At 46.2% G+C, this 17,419-nt stretch carries 14 protein-coding genes; 5 read left to right on the top strand and 9 right to left on the bottom strand.

The window, feature by feature from the left end; all coding sequences use genetic code 11:
* Positions 1-29: 29 nt before the first annotated feature.
* Together NIES593_RS04485 and NIES593_RS04480 are read right to left on the bottom strand one after the other, a co-directional pair.
* Positions 30-653, bottom strand: a complete 624-nt coding sequence (locus NIES593_RS04485) for a class I SAM-dependent methyltransferase (RefSeq protein ID WP_073598439.1) — start codon at positions 651-653, stop codon at positions 30-32.
* A gap of 64 nt (positions 654-717) precedes the next feature.
* On the bottom strand, positions 718-1,152 hold the full coding sequence (locus NIES593_RS04480) for a hypothetical protein (RefSeq protein WP_073598438.1): 435 nt from the start codon (positions 1,150-1,152) through the stop codon (positions 718-720).
* Between the two features lie 818 nt (positions 1,153-1,970).
* Between NIES593_RS04480 and NIES593_RS04470 the strand changes: the two genes are divergently transcribed.
* Positions 1,971-2,513, top strand: a complete 543-nt coding sequence (locus NIES593_RS04470; protein WP_245817282.1) for a THUMP domain-containing protein — start codon at positions 1,971-1,973, stop codon at positions 2,511-2,513.
* A gap of 59 nt (positions 2,514-2,572) precedes the next feature.
* On the opposite strand, the gene NIES593_RS04465 is transcribed toward NIES593_RS04470, so the two are convergent.
* Together NIES593_RS04465 and NIES593_RS04460 are read right to left on the bottom strand one after the other, a co-directional pair.
* Positions 2,573-3,820 (bottom strand): molybdopterin molybdotransferase MoeA, encoded by a 1,248-nt coding sequence (locus NIES593_RS04465; RefSeq protein WP_073598437.1) that lies wholly within the window; start codon positions 3,818-3,820, stop codon positions 2,573-2,575.
* Between the two features lie 152 nt (positions 3,821-3,972).
* Positions 3,973-5,145, bottom strand: a complete 1,173-nt coding sequence (locus NIES593_RS04460; protein WP_073598436.1) for an LptF/LptG family permease — start codon at positions 5,143-5,145, stop codon at positions 3,973-3,975.
* A 127-nt stretch (positions 5,146-5,272) separates the two neighbouring features.
* Here NIES593_RS04460 and NIES593_RS04455 point away from each other — a divergent pair, with 127 nt between their 5' ends.
* Both NIES593_RS04455 and ppsA read left to right on the top strand, forming a co-directional pair.
* Complete coding sequence (locus NIES593_RS04455; RefSeq protein WP_073598435.1) at positions 5,273-6,052, top strand: SDR family NAD(P)-dependent oxidoreductase; 780 nt, start codon at positions 5,273-5,275, stop codon at positions 6,050-6,052.
* Between the two features lie 657 nt (positions 6,053-6,709).
* Complete coding sequence (gene ppsA / locus NIES593_RS04450) at positions 6,710-9,136, top strand: phosphoenolpyruvate synthase (protein ID WP_073598434.1); 2,427 nt, start codon at positions 6,710-6,712, stop codon at positions 9,134-9,136.
* 100 nt (positions 9,137-9,236) lie between these two features.
* Here the strand turns inward: ppsA and NIES593_RS04445 are convergent, their stop codons facing one another.
* From NIES593_RS04445 to sat, 4 genes are all read right to left on the bottom strand, one after another.
* Positions 9,237-10,874 carry a DUF6930 domain-containing protein gene (locus NIES593_RS04445; protein ID WP_073598433.1) on the bottom strand — a complete coding sequence of 546 codons (1,638 nt, stop codon included), beginning with the start codon at positions 10,872-10,874 and terminating at the stop codon, positions 9,237-9,239.
* Entirely contained in the window at positions 10,849-10,998 is a 150-nt protein-coding gene (locus NIES593_RS24495; RefSeq protein WP_217651813.1) for a hypothetical protein, read from the bottom strand. Before NIES593_RS24495 ends, NIES593_RS04445 begins: the two co-directional genes overlap by 26 nt.
* A 41-nt stretch (positions 10,999-11,039) precedes the next feature.
* The gene (locus tag NIES593_RS04440; RefSeq protein ID WP_073598432.1) at positions 11,040-13,316 is read right to left on the bottom strand and encodes a caspase family protein; all 2,277 of its coding nucleotides are present in this window, start codon (positions 13,314-13,316) and stop codon (positions 11,040-11,042) included.
* Between the two features lie 173 nt (positions 13,317-13,489).
* On the bottom strand, positions 13,490-14,668 hold the full coding sequence (gene sat, locus NIES593_RS04435; RefSeq protein WP_073598431.1) for a sulfate adenylyltransferase: 1,179 nt from the start codon (positions 14,666-14,668) through the stop codon (positions 13,490-13,492).
* Positions 14,669-14,782: 114 nt separating this feature from the next.
* Between sat and NIES593_RS04430 the strand changes: the two genes are divergently transcribed.
* The gene (locus NIES593_RS04430) at positions 14,783-15,256 is read left to right on the top strand and encodes a universal stress protein (RefSeq protein ID WP_073598430.1); all 474 of its coding nucleotides are present in this window, start codon (positions 14,783-14,785) and stop codon (positions 15,254-15,256) included.
* A gap of 102 nt (positions 15,257-15,358) precedes the next feature.
* Here NIES593_RS04430 and NIES593_RS04425 read toward each other — a convergent pair whose 3' ends face one another.
* Positions 15,359-15,874 carry a GNAT family N-acetyltransferase gene (locus NIES593_RS04425; RefSeq protein WP_073598429.1) on the bottom strand — a complete coding sequence of 172 codons (516 nt, stop codon included), beginning with the start codon at positions 15,872-15,874 and terminating at the stop codon, positions 15,359-15,361.
* Positions 15,875-16,128: 254 nt separating this feature from the next.
* Here NIES593_RS04425 and NIES593_RS04420 point away from each other — a divergent pair, with 254 nt between their 5' ends.
* On the top strand, positions 16,129-17,370 hold the full coding sequence (locus tag NIES593_RS04420) for a hypothetical protein (protein WP_073598428.1): 1,242 nt from the start codon (positions 16,129-16,131) through the stop codon (positions 17,368-17,370).
* Positions 17,371-17,419 lie beyond the last annotated feature (49 nt).

The raw sequence follows: 17,419 nt of genomic DNA, 5'->3' as shown, positions 1-17,419 counted from the left end.
GATATATATAAATAGGGACGTTGTTAATCTTATTTCCTTGCCTGAATGACTTGCAAACTTCCTCCGAGATAAAGACGCTGTTGGCACTCCGAAAACCCTACAGCCTTAAGTTGCTCGACTAAATCTGCCTCTAGTAGCTGCCAAGCTGTTTCCGTTTCAAACAACCACATAAAAGTTGCCAGAGGCAGCCAAAATAAGCCGTTAGTTGGCTTGTGGAGGTCGATCGCGGCAAAAATCCCTCCTGGCTTGAGAACGCGATAAACTTCGCTTAAAATTTGTTTGAGTTGCTCGCTTTCCATCTCGTGCAGGGCAACGCTAGCGTGCACGAGGTCGAACTGTCCGTCAGCCAGTGGCATTTTTTCTGCCAACCCTTCGATATAATTGGCTTGAGGGACCGAACGAGCAGCTCTTTGAAGGGCAAGAGCAGATGCATCCAATCCGGTCACGCGATTGGAGAATTGCACTAAAAATCGAGTGGTCTGACCCGCACCGCAACAAAGGTCTAAAATCTCGGTATCGGGTTTAATGTCCAAATCTTGCAAGGCAAGATGGCGAAATCGCTTTTCTCCTCCAACGCCAAGAGTAGCTAGACGAGAAATGCCATCATAGAGCCACTGATATTTATAGCTTAAGGGTCTTAGAATTGTAGCCATTTATAAGAGTTCGGGGTTCGGAGTCCGGAATATTTCTCCTGACTCTTTATTCCTGTATTCTGTACTAAAAGGATGCTTTTTCTTGCCATCTTTTTCTTCTGGAAGGATGTTGCATCCATTGAAAAGAGACGAGGTTTAACAAAAGTCCGATCGCGAATAAAATAACCATTAAAGTGATTTGATACCACGCGATCGGCGTTACAAATAGATCGAGGATGATGTGGAGTAAATTCAGCACCGAATAAAAGACTGTTAAGCCAAAATGAGCAACTCTGAAGCGTTTCGACTCAGTAAAAGCCGTAGCGATAATAGCAAACATTGGCAAGACAAAAAAAGCTAACATTAACCACATCACCCAAGAAATATCTCCAATTTCATGGGAATGAGCGACGCTTTTTCCGTGAAACAGAGGCATTAAACCTAGGTCGGTGTGAAAAATTGTTCCTAAAAGGAAAGTGATCCAAAGGGTAATGATTTTCCCTTGATAATTGACTGACATAATTATTAATTTCTGAATGATTCAACTTGAGCGATTGTCTTTTGGTTTTCCCAAAGAAATTAAAATTCTTGGAACCTAAATATTAAGTTGTATCAACTGCTTATACAGTCGTCTAAAGACGACTTTGAATAAGAGGCAGCAATAGAATATCGCTGACTTTCTTGTAATTAATTTCCCGTTCGATCGAAAAAGTCTTTTAAACGAGGCTTGATAGGAATTTTAGTTTATTTTAATAAAGTTGAGCTTTGAACCTAGAACTAAAGTTCTAGGCGTTGATGCCCAAGATACAAGATCTGAGTTTAAACGGAATAAACTAATTATAGATGAAAACTTTTCAATTCAAAAGCCTTATTAATATTTAGCAATATAAAGTCAAGATTCCCCAAAAGATACAGTTTAGTCTACTTTTGGAAGTTAACTTCAGATGAAGCTTCTTTCCAAAATATTAGATGGCACTCTGGTTTCCTCAAATAAGTGATTAATTTGACGTTGTAGGACGTTAAAGTCTTGCCAAGGATTGTAACGAATTAGCATTTTCAATTCTCCCTCGTGTAATATTTAGTCGATCGCTGATTTTGTTTTTGAGATTTTAAATCCTTTCTTGAAACCCTATGTTATTGATAAATAAACCCGATGTAAATCCGGTTTTTAACACTTAATTAATCCCGATAACCGAACTAAATTTTTTTGGTATAGGTGAGGAAAACTGAATAATTTTAGTACGGAGAACCCTTTATTTTAATTTCTTTTAATTACAGGACAGTTTTAAACCGAGCGAGAATAGGAGTAGAAAAGCAAAATAAGAGGAGGCGAGAAGGATGATGCACGATTGGAATGTAGTCGTCAATCTTCACGAGCATAGCTTTCAAAAAGCCTTTAAAGAGCTTCAAGGATTTGGAATCGTTAATGAAACGGACTTTTTTAATGTTTTAGCGATGAAAGTTGGCGATATCAACCGATTTCTAGAAAACTTACAGGAGTGGATCGCAAACCATCCCGATTTTTTGACTCGCATTGCTCGCATCGTTCCCGTAACCGATACCTTTACTTTTCAATCGCCTGAAGAATTTGAAGCTAAGGCAAAAGAGATTGTTTTGCAGTGGGTGCCCCAACTAGCAGGTAAAAGTTTTCACGTGCGCATACACCGTCGCGGTTTTAAAGGTCGCCTTTCGAGTTTGGATGAAGAGCATTTTCTCGATAAAATTTTGCTAGAAGCACTGGAGAAAGCGGGAACGCCAGGACGCATTACCTTTGAGAATCCAGATGCGATCGCGATTGTAGAAACCTTGGGTCAATGGGCGGGTTTAGCTTGCTGGAAGCGAGAAGATTTAGAACGCTATCCCTGGATGCGGATTGATTGAAAATGGTTATGAGTTAGCGGTTAGTTGTCGCTAACATTTTCCCCAACTACTAACTACTATCAACGACCGAATGCCCCGGCCACCAGCATCACATCGACTTCTTGCCCTGACGCGATCGCCGTTTGACCGACGGGTAAAACAGCCAAACTGTTCGTTCGTGCTAGATTGATGAGATTGGCTGAATTTTGAGCGCCACCCGCCAATTGAAACTCGCAGACACCGTCAACCGACTGCAACTGTCCCCAAAGATAAGTTTCTCGCTTGCCATCAGAAATCAAACGATCGCGCGATCGCACTTTCATAAAAGTCGGCAGCCAATTGTCCGACAAACCCGATAACTTTCTCAAAGCAGGTTGCACGAAACGCCAGCAACTGACTAGGGCAGATACTGGATTTCCGGGAATGCCAAAGTAGGTGCAACCATTGGCAAACGCGGCAACCGTAAGCGGTTTTCCGGGTTTAATCGCAACGCTGCGGATACGGATTTCTCCCCCCAACTCGGCGAGGAGTTGCTCGACATAATCATAATCTCCCACCGAAACCCCGCCTGTAGAGAGAACCATGTCGGCAGTGGCAATCGCTTGAGTCATTTTCTCTTTGAGGAGATCGGGTTTATCGGGTACGATGCCCAAGCGAATGGGAATTCCTCCCTGACTTGCCACAAATGCAGCCAAAGCATATTGATTTGAGTCTACAATTTGTCCCGGTTGCAGGGTTCTATCGGGTGGAACCAATTCATCTCCCGTCGAGAGAATAGCGACGCGGGGGCGGCGATAGACCGTTAATTGGGTACATTGGGCAGTCGCTAATACAGCAATCTCAGACGCATTAATTAGTATCCCTGGCTCCAGTAGCGGATTGCCTGCCTGGTAGAACGATCCCCGCTGGCGGACGAAGGCGTTTGACCTACTTGGAGGAGATAGCACTAAAACGCAATTTCCTTCTCGTTTGGTATTCTCCTGTATGACAATAGTATCTGCCCCTTCTGGCATCATCGCCCCAGTAAAAATGCGGGCTGCTTGTCCCGATGCGATCGCGCTTTTGGGCTGAACTCCGGCGGGAATCTCTTCGACAATTTCTAAAACGGCGGGAGATTCGGCACTACAGGATTCAACATCGGCAAACTTAACTGCATAGCCATCCATCGCCGAATTATCCCAGTAGGGAAAATCTAGCTCGCTAGTAACGGGTTGCGCCAGAATGCGACCCGTGGCATCTTCTAGAGTAACGACTTCGGTGTCTTTTCGCGTATCGAGTGGCTTAACTAGCTCTAGAATGATTGATTCTGCTTCTTTGACTGACAACATAGCAATGGAGACTAAAGACCCGTATTCGGATTATACTTGTCATACTCTCGCCTAAGTTTCATTAACCGTCGGGGAATGAATTCCCCGTCTTATATATAAAGTCCATTAAAATGGACTCAGATGCCTATCTAGTCGTCTTTGGACGACTTTAACTATGAGTCGGTTCTCCCTAACAGCCAAAATCCCACTCCCAAACCAATAAAATTGGGCAACCACGCCGCCAGAAAGGGAGAAAAAATTCCAATCGTGCCGAAGCTTCCCAGCGAGAATCCTAACACGTAATAAAGAAACACGATCGCGACGCTCAATCCAAAACTGGTTGCTCGACTCACGTGTTGAGGACGACTTCCCAACGCCGATCCGACTACGCCAAATACCAGACAAACAAAAGGAAATGCCATTTTTTGTTGGGTTCTCACTTGAAACATGAGAAGCTTCTTTTCATCGCCTGTCTGTCGGAGGAGTTTTATATATGCTTGCGCTTGAGCAATGTTCATTTCATCGGGATCGCGACCGAGAACGGCGAGATCGAAAGGAACTCTGGAGAAGGGAATCTGTCGGCGATCGAATGAAAGTGTCTCGTCGTAGGAAGTATCGGGAGCGATTTTATAGATCGTGCCATTAAAAAAATCCCAAGTTTGTTGCTCCCCGTTCCAACTTGCCGAGTCAGAAATAATAATTTGGTTTAAGTTTTCTCCTAACCATTGCAAAATAGTCAGCATTTTCATCTGTTTGCCATCAAATTGTTTGGCATAAAACAAGCTTTTGAGTCTCTGCCTAGTTTCGCCATTGGGCAACGTCACTCTCTCGTAGTCGGGATAAAAAATGTCTCTCGTTTGCCAAAAGGGATGTTCTTCCTGGATAGATTCCACTAAGATAGCTGTAGCTCGATAATTGGCTGCGGGAACGACTAATTCGTTGAAGAGAAAGGTTATGCCTGTAACTAATAGGCTAAGCGCGATCGCGGGAGCTACAATTCGATAGAGACTGACACCGCAACTGCGCAAGGCAATTATCTCGCTATTGTTGCTGAGGCGACCGAATACCATTAGCGAAGACAGAAGAACTGAGATCGGCAAGGCATAGGAGACAAATTCGGGCACTTTCAACAGCAATACTTGCGCTGCTTGCACGATTGGCAAATTGGATTCAATAACTTTGTTAATCAAGTCGGACAAATAACCGATCGCAACGCCTAAAGAAGAAAAAATGCCAACACTCAAAAGAAAAGGCCCGATCGACTCAGTGACGATATAGCGATCCATGATTGATATGCCACCAAGCTGCGACTTGAGCAAATAATAAAGCGGTTTATCAAATTTCATCGCTATCGGTGATTATCGGCGGCAATATCTTTATCCCTGACCATTTAAATCGATCTTAGATATTAGAACAACTCGAACGCTTGCGTTACAATTTTTAACAAAAGCCGCAACTCTTATACTAAATACCATGAAAACCGCATTAATCACTGGTGCATCTTCTGGAATTGGTGCAGCTTTTGCTAGAGAATTAGCTGCCCGCAAGACCGATGTGGTCTTAGTTGCTCGTTCTGAAGAGAAATTAGCGCAACTTGCCAAACAACTCCAAGAGCAATTTCAGGTTCGCTCAGAGGTTATCGTCCAAGATCTGACCGCGCCAGGAGCAACACAATCCGTAGCCGATGCAATTTCTGAAAAAGGATTGACAATAGATTTATTGATTAACAATGCGGGTTTTGGCGATTATGGCGCGTTTGTAGACACAGACTTACAGCGACAGGTAGAAATGATTCAACTCAACATTACGACGTTGGTTGAATTGACCTATCGATTTCTCCCTGGCATGAAACAACGCGGTTCGGGAGGAGTTATCAATGTCTCTTCTATTGCAGGTTTTCAACCCCTGCCCTATCTATCTGTTTATGCTGCCACAAAAGCATTCGTTCTCAACTTTAGCGAAGCACTTTGGGCAGAAAATCAAGGCACTGGCGTTCGTATTTTAGCCTTATGTCCGGGAGCAACAGAATCTGAGTTCTTCAAAGTTGCCAAGTTTCCCTCATCTTTTGCTGGTAAGAACGGGAATCGATATACTCCAGCAGAAGAAGTGGTCAGAGATGCCCTGAAAGCTTTAGAACAAAATCAGTCTCATATAGTTACTGGCGGTGTCGGCAATAAATTGATGGTTAATCTCTCTCGCTTTTTTCCCCGCGATTGGTTAGTTAGTGCAGTGGAAAAACAGTTTAGAGGTTAGCGATTGTTTTTTGGTATTGAATATAATTTTCTCGTACTTTTTTAAGCTAAAAGGGTGAGTATTACTCACCCTTACTTTTTTGGCAATACTAAGCAATCGATCTGTTATACCATTTTTCATTCATTGATGACAGAGAGAGTCGATCGCCCTCACCCCCAACCCCTCTCNCCTATTTGGGAGAGGGGAGAAGAATGTCGATCGCGAAAACCTGAAAATTGGTATTGCGTTTTAGTTGACAGTTTCTTCAATAACTACTTCTTCGACTGTTTCTTCTACAAACTCTACTTCAGTAGTTTCTTCAACTACTTCTTCCTCAACTGATACGATTAATTCTGCAAATTATGCGCCTCCCCAGGTAAGATTTGATTGTTAAGATTAGCGCGATCGCTTAAATTATTAACAAGTTATTTAACTACCTGCAAATTTTGTCTACTTGGTAAGACAAGGTGATACAGATTAGATGAGAAATAGTGAAGATAAATAAATACAATCTTCTCCATCAAAAAATTGATTTTTTAACCGTTGAATTGTTTATTTTTATTAAGGAGAGTGTCCATTTATACCAGTTATAATAAAAACGCGATCGCGGGAATAAAAATGAATAAATTAAAACTCGCTACACTGAAATAAAACATAGAAAACTAAGGTGAAATAAGAATGGGATCGATAGAAAGAGAAAAAGCTTTAATACTATGGTTTGAAGAAGTAGGAGCAGAAGATGTCGGTTTAGTAGGGGGGAAAAACTCTTCTTTAGGCGAAATGATCCAACAGTTGAAGCCCAAAGGGATTAACGTTCCAAACGGATTTGCAACGACTGCTTATGCCTATCGGCATTTTATTGAATCGGCGGGTTTAGAGAACAAATTACGGAAAATTTTTGCCGATTTAGACGTAGATGATGTTAATAATTTGCAGGAACGGGGACAATATGCGCGATCGCTAATTCTCAATACGCCCTTCCCAGCGGACTTGCAAGAAGCGATCGCCAATGCATATACAAGTTTGTGCGAACGATTCGGGAGTGCAACTCGCCAACAGGTCGATGTGGCGATTCGTTCTAGCGCAACGGCTGAAGATTTACCAGAAGCTAGTTTTGCCGGTCAACAGGAAACCTATCTCAACGTCTATGGGATCAAAGCCGTTATAGAATCCTGTCATAAATGCTTCGCCTCTCTGTTTACCGATCGCGCGATTTCCTATCGCCAGCACAACGGATTCGACCATTTCGCCGTTGCCCTTTCCGTCGGGATTCAGAAAATGGTGCGTTCCGACTTAGCCACCTCTGGAGTCATGTTCTCCATCGACACCGAGACGGGTTTTAAAGATGCCGTCTTTATTACCGCCGCCTACGGATTAGGAGAAAACGTGGTTCAGGGGGCAGTCAACCCCGACGAATATTTAGTCTTCAAACCCACTCTCAAACAAGGGTATCGTCCTATTTTGGACAAGCGGCTGGGCAGCAAAGCGATTAAGCTGGTTTACGATACGGGCGGATCGAAGCTGACCAAAAATGTCGCCGTACCTAAAGCCGATCGCGGGAAATTCTGTCTCAACAGCGACGAGATTTTACAGTTGGCGCAGTGGGCAATTCAGATTGAAGACCATTACTCTCAAGTCCGGGGAACTTACACCCCAATGGATATTGAATGGGCAAAAGATGGAATCACAGGAGAATTATTTATCGTTCAGGCGCGTCCCGAAACCGTTCAATCCCAGAAATCCGGTAACGTCCTCAAAACCTATCGATTGAAAGAACGCACCCAAGTATTGGCGACGGGGCGCAGCGTCGGGGCGGCGATCGGACAGGGAAAAGCGAGGGTTATCGTAGATGTAGGCAAACTTAATGTCTTCCAACCCGGAGAAGTCCTAATCACCCATCGTACCGATCCCGACTGGGAACCGATTATGAAAAAAGCCAGCGCGATCGTTACTAACCAGGGAGGACGCACCTGCCACGCTGCTATTATTGCCCGCGAGATGGGAATTCCTGCCATTGTGGGTTCTGGAAATGGCACGGAAGTCATTAAATCGGGTCAAGAAGTGACGATTTCTTGCGCCGAAGGAGAAGAAGGTCGGGTTTATGAAGGTTTACTCGACTTTGAAGTCACAGAAACTACCTTAGACAATCTGCCTCGCACCCGCACGCAAATTTTCATGAATGTCGGCAATCCCGAACAAGCCTTTTCTCTCGCCAGCCTTCCCTGCGACGGGGTAGGGTTAGCCCGGTTAGAATTTATCATCGCCAACCACATTAAAGCCCACCCATTAGCCTTAATTCATTTCGACGAGTTGCAAGACGACTCGGTAAAAGCAGAAATTGCCGAGTTGACCAAACTGCATCAAGATAAACCCCGGTTTTTTGTCGATAAGTTGGCGCGGGGCATCGGCACGATCGCGGCGGCTTTTTATCCCAAGCCCGTCATCGTGCGGATGTCTGACTTCAAGTCTAACGAATACGCCAATCTTTTAGGCGGTCGTCAGTTTGAACCCAAAGAAGAAAACCCCATGCTGGGATGGCGCGGTGCATCCCGTTACTACGATCCGCTCTATCAAGAGGCTTTTGCCCTCGAATGCGAGGCAATACTCAAAGTGCGCGATCGCATGGGCTTAATCAACGTCATTCCCATGATTCCTTTCTGTCGCACCCCGGAAGAAGGGCAGCGGGTAATCGAAGAAATGGCAAAAAATGGCTTGAAACGCGGCGAAAATGGCTTGCAGGTCTACGTTATGTGCGAATTGCCCAGCAACGTCATTCTCGCCGACGAATACTGCGAGGTATTTGATGGGTTTTCCATCGGTTCCAACGATCTCACTCAGCTAACGCTAGGATTAGATCGCGATTCTGCCCTAGTTGCCCATCTGTTTGACGAGCGCAACCGAGGCGTAAAGCGGATGGTGAAGATGGCAATCGAAGCGGCAAAAGCCAAAGGTCGCAAGATCGGTATTTGCGGTCAAGCGCCCAGCGATTATCCAGAGTTTGCTAAGTTCTTAGTTGAATTGGGAATCGATTCGATCAGCCTTAATCCCGATTCTGTCCTCTCAACTTTGTTGATGGTTGCAGAAGTGGAAGGCGTTAAAGCGTAAGCGATTGAGGTGGGTAATGCCCACCTTTTTCAGCTAAAAGATGCTCGATGTGCCAGATGGGATCGGCGCGATCGCGTTGATTTTGACATCCAGCATCAGATCAAAGCTCTTCAAACTCAGGCATCAATTGAAGCACTCCCATAGCTAATTCTTTAGCATCGAGTGCCTTAGTCTCAAAAAGCGCCATCATATCCGGGAGTTGAGGATTGCCGCGAGAGGTTCCCGTCACTCCCATAGCGACGATCAAACCGCAATATCCCTCGGTTTTATGACAGCGCCGATCCCACTTTTTGCGAGCTTGAACGTGTTCGGGATCGTCGCTGACAAACTCGCCAAAGATGTAGAAATTTTCATTGAAGGTTTGAAAAATCCCCAGATCGTAGTTGACTCCCGTCAACGGATCTTCTCCTGGATTAAAACAAATTGCCTTGAGTCCTCCATCCTTTTTGAGCGTTTCAATCAAAGCTTTGGCTTTAGGACGAGAGGTTTGAATCAAGACAACGGGCATTCCCTCGCCTTTGGGGGAAGCCCCTTGGTTTTGATAGTAAATTTTTGGATGATGGCGAAGCGTTTCGACTAATTCCCAAGGCACCATTCCCACGCTCAAAAAAGCATTATCGGGAACTAAATCGTCGCGCAAGGGCAAACTCAATTGCGATTCCTTCTCGTCCTCTTCTGCCTCTATGGTTTCCATAATGTCGAGTAGCTCGGCAGATAACTCTGGTAAGGTAGAAACCGTCACGGGGATAGTTTCACAAGCGTCGGGTGCTGGAGAGGTAGAAATCCGATAGCGCTTGCTAATTTTATCGATAGGCTCTCGGTCTAATCCCCGCTTGCTGGCGCGAAAGAAGCGCAGAAGAGCCTGAAGCGATACATAGACGGCTTTAGCTTCTTCTTCGTCCAAATAAGGTCTGATGCCTTCATAGGGATGCACGCTGCCAAAGAGGGAGCGAATCTGGGAAGGGGGTAAATCGGCGAGGTCGAACTCTTCCTCCTCCCATTCGACATCGCGGACGGGTTCGTAATTGAGAAACCAGCAATCTTGAGCTAAAAAGGCTTTTTCGAGTTGCTCGACCGACTTTTCTTCTAGGGCAGCCAGCCGAAATCGCTTGAGCGAGTCGAGAGAGCGATAGAGGATAACGCCGTATTCTTTGCCCAACATTCCCATCACGCAGGCATAGATTGTCTCAACATCCCAGCGATTGAGTTCGATCGCCACAACATCGCGATCGGCGAGGACTTCCCAAGGGGCTGCTTGCCATAGCTCGCGGGCAAGGTCTTTGAGAGCGGTATCGTAGAGGGGCGGAATGGCAGGCGGTCTTGTCCCGCTGAGATCCTCGAAGCTGCGAAATAGCTCGTCGATCAGGGGTAATTCTGGAACGTAGTCGATCGCGATATCTAAATTCTGCAACGCTCCCCGCAAAAAGAATTGAATTTCTCGATTGCGGACGACGATTTTCTGCGGTCGAGCAGGTTTCGCCGGACTGTGAGGGGTTTCGATCGCTCTGAGTAACGTGCGCACGACGGCTTCGGGCCCCATTTCTGGAGAAACTACGTCCATCGCCCTGACGAAGCCTTCCGAGCCGTCTACCCAGATAATACATTCTCCATTGCCTTCCGTATCTGACTCTAGATGCGCTCTGAAACTCGATAGCGAACGGCGATCTCCTTCCCAGACGCTGGGAATTTGGGGAATTTTTTTGAGCCGACGTCTAGTTGGCTGAGGGAGAGTGTTCATATTGCTCGATTGAGTTGTGTGGAAAGATCTGGCACTCAGGTGCGATCGACTGGCAACGTTCCGATTCTACTTTAACGTGAGTTCGGAGTTCGTAGAGACGTTTCGGGGGAATGTCAACTCCCAATTCAGTTATCCGTTCCTAACTTTACTTTCTAGTTAAATATACTACTGACGTGACGAGACGACTTGATAAACAAAGCTTAACGTAGCCCAAGCCTTGGTATCCAAAGCATAGACATCGGTTAGAGAGCCAATAATTTCGCTTTTGACGGCACTAGCGTCATGCAAGTCTTGTAGCAATGCTAGAGCGACTTCGAGTGGATTGGGTACGTTGAAGATTTGTTCGCGATCGCCTTTAAGATATTCTTTAGAGCCTAGCGCTTCGACGGTCTTGACAAAGGGAGCATAGGCGCAAACGACATGCATTTCTGCCAATCCTGTCGGAGCCGATACGAGCCAGTTAACCGAGGCAGTAGGATTGGGAACGACAAGTTGCTCGCCTGGGATAAGGCATCGCTCCTTCAATTTAGAACTCGTCTCAGTCGGGAGCGATTCTCGCTCCCGTCGCGGAGCGTGTAGGGCAATTGCCCCTCCCCCAGAATCAATGCCCAGCAGCAGGAAATAAATTGGGCGATCGCTCAAATTTTCCAGTCGATACTGGATCTGAGTGCCAATCGGCAGGCGCGGCAAGACAGCAGTTTCGCCTACCGAGGTAGTACTCGCTGGTAAAGACGAGTTATCCGCCCCAAACGCTTGCCTGCGAGTATCGCGCCGAATGAAAGCTTGAGGGGGTTTCCCCGCGATTTCCAGCGTCGCGCTAACTGCGAGGTTCGACGAGCCTTCGTTTGCCGTGAGCCGCCACCACTTGACTGCCAGCAGTTGTTTGAATTGGGGTTCCAATCGCGCGATCGCCGATTTGATCGCTTCGCTGCTCGACCCTTTAGCGTTTGCCAAAGCAACTCCTCCGGCAGACAATAATCCATACCCTTCCCATCCCAGGGCAGCGCTGGGATTGTCTTGGGTAGAGGCTAGGGTCGTGCCCGAAGAATCTGCGGCTCGAACCTTACTCAACACGCAATCTGCTGCTTGTTCTCCCGCCGCGATCGCCCCAGCAACCGCGGCAACGCTCGCCAATGCACTGGTGGCATCCACTCGTTCGATCCGCTCCAAACTGGGATCGAGCGCCACTGTCAGACTTAAATGGCGCGGCAGGATGCGAATCGATTCTTGGAGGAGCTGCCCTACTTTTAGCGGCATAGGTCGCTCGTCTGGAGCTTCTAGCAGCTTCGCTTTTGCCTTCAAGCCCTCCCGCGAGCGGATTTGCACTACGACTTCTTTCGAGTCGGGCGATGGGACGACCGTCAAACAGGAATTAAGTCCGTAATGGGCGAGAACGTAAGCAGGAAGTCCGGCCAGTAGAATCTCGACGGCGCGATCGTCTTCTAAACGAGTGATGACTCCTTCTGCACCGATAGGATTTTCAGGCATTAAATAATAAGTCAACAAAGGTTGCTTATCGCCGCTAATTTGCTGGGGTTCCTGACACATGCCGATCGCCACTGCCATTTGCTCGGCAGTTCTCGTCATGGCAACGAGAATTCTACTGGCTGGGGCAACTTGCCAGAGATACTGGGTCAGGGTATGGGTAAATAAGCCCGCATTCAACCCATCGATCGCGATTTCCGTTGCCATTCTCTCCCTTCCGGCGGCTGAGAGGATCGTACCGGATCGGCTCGTTCCAGTAGATTTCCAAGTTGGCGAGGTAGCATTCAAGCGGCGTTGCAGTTGTTCTTGCGTTGCCAATTCCTCTGGATTGGGGTTTTCTGCCAGGGTAGGGAAAGAACGCACCCGCAAGTTTCCCTGAAGCAGGCGACCCGTACTGCAATAGCTGGTATCTAAAACGAAAGTGACTTTATCGGTGGCTAGCGATCGCCCCAGCAAAAGCAGCGTTTCTTCGAGCAAATCGTTAGTTGCAGGCGTGCCTTTGGTAGTCAGAATGCTATCGCTAGGCATCAAGCTATTGACGAGTCGATAAGATTCATCAACCGTCTCAGGAACTTTTACCTGTCTGCCGTAACCGCTAAAGTGAAAGATGACCACATCTCCTGGCGTTGCCTGTTCGATGAGATGTTCGAGAAAAGCGCTTTCTATGGCTTCTCGCCTGGCTTGCTGCCCCGTCAGGGTTAGAATGTCTTGCGCTTTAAAGCCAAAGCGATGAACGAGCAATTCTTGCTGTAGTTCTACATCCGTCAGGCAGCCTTTTAAACTGGTGCTGTCGGGATACTCGTTAATCCCCACCAACAGGGCTAATTTGCGAGGCGTTGGCGCTGCCAGAGTTTGATGGTATCGGTTTATTGCCAGTGACAGTCGGCTATGACTGACTCCCAAGGTCAGCACCCCCAACCCAGCCTTTTGCAAAAAAGTCCGCCGATTCGATCCCATTAGAAATCCTCCCCTGTAAGGATGAAGGCGGGGAGCCAGTTTGGGAGAACAAACACTAGCAGGCTCAATCGTCTCTCATCCCTACGTTTTAGCTGACTCATTTAGAAAAAAATGGATGCGATAGAGACGCGCTCGGGCACGTCTCTACTCTAACGCAAACGCGCTAACAACGATTAATTTCCGTTGGCTTGCATCATTGCTTTGGCTAATTCGGCTGCCACCTCCGGACGAGAAAATTCGGGCGGAGGGAGTTCGCCTCGCCGCAACATTTCTCTGACTTTGGTTCCTGAAAGGTGAATGCGTTCTTCTTTCGTACTCGGACTGGTTTTGCTGGTCGCCATTTGCTGGGTGCGAGTGCAATAGAAAGCGTGCTCGAACTTCATCGGCACGATCCCCAATTCTTGGGGATCGAATTCGTCGAAGATTTTTTGTCCGTCGTAGGTGCCGTAATAATCACCCACGCCAGCATGGTCGCGACCGACGATAAAGTGGGTGCAGCCATAGTTTTTGCGAAGGATAGCGTGGAAAATGGCTTCTCTGGGACCCGCATAGCGCATCGAACAGGGATTGATAGCTAAAATCACCCGCTCTTTCGGAAAATATTTCTCCAGCATAATTTCGTAACAGCGCATCCGCACGTCAGCGGGAATGTCGTCGCTTTTCGTCGCACCGACGAGGGGATGGAGAAAGAGTCCGTCTACAACTTCTAGGGCGCATTTTTGGATATATTCGTGGGCGCGGTGGATGGGATTGCGAGTTTGGAAGCCGACAATTGTTTGCCAGCCTTTCTCTTTGAAGAGTTTTCGCGATTCGGCCGGATCGATTTGATACTTGGGAAAGAGTGGGTGGGGATCGCGCTGAAGCAACCAGACGGGACCAGCTAAATTAATCGCTCCCTGTTCGTAGAGAACGCGAACGCCGGGATGGTTGATGTCGTCAGTGCGATAGACGTTAATCGCTTCGTGGGCTTTATTGTAGCGGTATTTCTGCGTTAGTTCCAATACGCCGATGAACTTGCCGTCGGAGTCGTCGAGTCGCACCCAGTTGCCTTCTTTGAGAGGTTCGGCGACTTCCTCGCTTACTGGCAGGGTAACGGGAATCGACCAAGCAAGACCGTTGACCATGTGCATATCGTCTACGACTTTCTCGTAGTCTTCCTGTTCCATGAAACCCTTAAGGGGACTATATCCACCGATGGCGATCGCGATCAGGTCGGAAGTCGCCCGTTCGTCGAGTCGGACGCGGGGCAAATACTCGGCTTGAGCTAAAAATTCTTCGCGTTCCGCAGTAGTGGCTACGCGATTAATCAGTTGACCGCCATGAGGCGCAATTCCATCCGTATGTGTAGTCATATTAATTTTTCTAACTGTCGGGATCGATCCTACCAAGGTCTGATATCTATTTAATAGGGTACTGGCGATGGGGATTTTTTTTCACTGGCAACGCTCCATTGCTGCCCGCCAATTATGGGATATCAAAAAATTTTAGTAGCGCTCGATCGCTCGCCGCAAAGTGAAATTGTCTTTGACAGCGCCCTAGAAATCGCTAAAGAGTTCGGTGCTGCTTTGATGGTGTTTCATTGTTTGCCAATCGAAACTCCGGCAATGACCCCTTATGCCAATCTCTATGGCGAAGAACTGATTGATTTTGCTCAAGCTATCCACCAACGGCTAGAAGAAGAAACCCAGCAAGTCCAGCAGTGGCTGAGGGAATGCTTTCAAAAAGCGAGCGAACGGGAAGTCCCGACAGAATTGGATTACAAGGTTGGCGATGCGGGACCCTGGATTTGTGAGATGGCTAGTACTTGGGGCGCAGATTTAATCGTTCTCGGTCGTCGCGGCAGGAGGGGTTTAGCGGAAATGTTTCTAGGAAGCGTCAGCAATTACGTCATTCACCACGCCAGTTGTTCGGTTTTGGTCGTGCAAGGAGTTAGTGGTTAATAGTTAGTAGTTGGTAGTTAGCGGCCATTTTTCTTAACGATTAACGACTAACTACTAACAAAAAAAGAAGCTTCACTGAGATCTAATGAAAAAGATTGGCTCTCAACCAACTTTCTTGCCAACAATAACCAAACCTCGCTTTATCCCATCTAATTCGGCCACTTTTGGCAAATATCCCCACTGCTGAAAATGATATTTGGCGAACAGTTGCAAGCTCGGTCGATTGTGGGCAAAAATAAAACCGACCAGAGTATCGAGTCCTAGTTCGGGACTTTTTTGGATTGCCTGTTGCAGAAGTTGTTTTCCGATCCCTTGGCGGCGGTGAGGCACGGAAATGTAGAGACTGACTTCTGCGGTTTTATGATAGGCAGGACGACCATAAAAAGATTGAAAACTCAACCATCCCATGATTGTATTATTATCATTTTCCATCACCCAGAGCGGTCGGCTGGTAGGAGAATGTTCGTCAAACCAGCGCTTACGACTTTCAACGGATACAGGTTCTAGATCTGCTGTTGCTATGCGAGAGGGAATGCTGGCATTGTAAATCTCGACGATAGCGGGTAAGTCGGCTTCAGTTGCGTCTCGAATCTGTTTTTGAGAGATCGCGCAAGACATAGAACAATCGGGTTAATTGGCGTGCGATTCTAAGATAAACTACCTCATTTTAAATCTTGAATTGTATAACTTATGGTAGATTTTTGGGATCTGCCCTCGTTCGTTGCACGGCGATCGCAAACCCAATTTCTAATGCCAACAACCCTCAGCCAGAAAGCTAACTAGCGACAGAGTTCCCATTCTTTTCATCCATCGTCAATAAAAGCGATCGCCCCGATCTATTTACCCTAAAAATTAGGAATTAAAAAGACAATATGCTTGCCCAAATCCGCCATCTTTTAAGCCAGTTTTTTAGTAAGTCAAGGACAATCAACAACGAACCTCTTAATAAAGTCAGTTTAATTGTCATTATTTTAATTGATATTTTTATTGCTATTAATGTTTTTGCAGGATTGGATGATATTAGCCAATGGTATATTAGCCCTTCCCAGGCTTATCCTTGTTATTTCGAGTGGGAAAATTATCGAAAAGACGCTGCTAACGATAAAGATTATCGGATTGTCAGGCTGGCATTTTCATACGACACGAGCGATCGCTTCAGTTTTCAGCAAACCTATCAAAAAGCTGAAGAAGAACATTTAGGTTGGGTTTCTAAAACCTGTTTAAGGTATGGCGACTACAAAGATAAAATTAACAATTCTGAAAATCAACAAATCATAAAAACCATCGATCGCAAACAATCAGAAATCAGTACGCTCGAACAAAATAATCGCAATATTCGCGCTCAATATGACTCGACGCTCTTAGAAAAAATTGCGGGTCAACCTCGCGAGCGATCGATTAATCTCATTGCTGCTGAAAAAGCCAAACAGGAATTAGAGCGCAATAACCGCCAAATTTCTACACTGAAAAAAGAAATATCTAATCTTAAAAATAAACTGGTTACCAAACCCGAAAGCGTTGGTTTTATAGCCTTTCTTAAGGATGGCGAGAAATTTAGGGAAGTCGAAGGGGGCTATCAGCAGGCATCATTTTGGTATCCAAGTATCCAACTGGCTTTTCAGTCCCTCTTTCTTGTGCCGCTGATTCTCATCGCCTTGTCGGTTTACAACTTGGGTCAGCGAAAAGGATATGGACTCATCTCGCTAATGAGCTGGCATTTGCTGGTCATCTTTTTTATCCCGCTGATTCTTAAAATCTTTGAATTTCTTCAAATTGGTGCGATATTTCGATTCATTTTTGATATTATTCGCGCTCTTTTTGGCAGTTTACTTTTCTTGCTCAGTTATGTTTATATCTTGCTGATTCCACCGATCGGTTTTGGAATTATCAAGTTTTTTCAAAAAATTGTCTTTAATACTAAAGCCCAGGCAGCTAGTAGAGTTCAAAAATCTCGCTGTATCAAGTGTGCTAAGAAAATTCGGCCCCACGATAGCTACTGTCCGCACTGCGGTTATTACCAATATATTGAATGTCAACACTGCAATAATTTGACTTACAAACATTTGCCATATTGCAAACAGTGTGGATCTTCTCAAAACCTTGATAATTTGTAGTCGCTGGTATCAGCGTAAAAACTTTTACAAAAATCCGCTTTCGGGATGC

Origin of the sequence: Hydrococcus rivularis NIES-593 (assembly GCF_001904635.1) — a bacterium.
Taxonomy (GTDB): Bacteria; Cyanobacteriota; Cyanobacteriia; order Cyanobacteriales; family Microcystaceae; genus Hydrococcus; species Hydrococcus rivularis.
This window is presented reverse-complemented; position numbering and strand designations above follow the sequence as displayed.

Excerpts from the sequence above, each read along its gene's own strand:
- NIES593_RS04485 (WP_073598439.1), bottom strand. The coding sequence starts at position 653 with ATGGCTACAATTCTAAGACCCTTAAGCTATAAATATCAGTGGCTCTAT.
- NIES593_RS04480 (WP_073598438.1), bottom strand. The coding sequence starts at position 1,152 with ATGTCAGTCAATTATCAAGGGAAAATCATTACCCTTTGGATCACTTTC.
- NIES593_RS04470 (WP_245817282.1), top strand. The coding sequence starts at position 1,971 with ATGATGCACGATTGGAATGTAGTCGTCAATCTTCACGAGCATAGCTTT.
- NIES593_RS04465 (WP_073598437.1), bottom strand. The coding sequence starts at position 3,820 with ATGTTGTCAGTCAAAGAAGCAGAATCAATCATTCTAGAGCTAGTTAAG.
- NIES593_RS04460 (WP_073598436.1), bottom strand. The coding sequence starts at position 5,145 with ATGAAATTTGATAAACCGCTTTATTATTTGCTCAAGTCGCAGCTTGGT.
- NIES593_RS04455 (WP_073598435.1), top strand. The coding sequence starts at position 5,273 with ATGAAAACCGCATTAATCACTGGTGCATCTTCTGGAATTGGTGCAGCT.
- ppsA (WP_073598434.1), top strand. The coding sequence starts at position 6,710 with ATGGGATCGATAGAAAGAGAAAAAGCTTTAATACTATGGTTTGAAGAA.
- NIES593_RS04445 (WP_073598433.1), bottom strand. The coding sequence starts at position 10,874 with ATGAACACTCTCCCTCAGCCAACTAGACGTCGGCTCAAAAAAATTCCC.
- NIES593_RS04440 (WP_073598432.1), bottom strand. The coding sequence starts at position 13,316 with ATGGGATCGAATCGGCGGACTTTTTTGCAAAAGGCTGGGTTGGGGGTG.
- sat (WP_073598431.1), bottom strand. The coding sequence starts at position 14,668 with ATGACTACACATACGGATGGAATTGCGCCTCATGGCGGTCAACTGATT.
- NIES593_RS04430 (WP_073598430.1), top strand. The coding sequence starts at position 14,783 with ATGGGATATCAAAAAATTTTAGTAGCGCTCGATCGCTCGCCGCAAAGT.
- NIES593_RS04425 (WP_073598429.1), bottom strand. The coding sequence starts at position 15,874 with ATGTCTTGCGCGATCTCTCAAAAACAGATTCGAGACGCAACTGAAGCC.
- NIES593_RS04420 (WP_073598428.1), top strand. The coding sequence starts at position 16,129 with ATGCTTGCCCAAATCCGCCATCTTTTAAGCCAGTTTTTTAGTAAGTCA.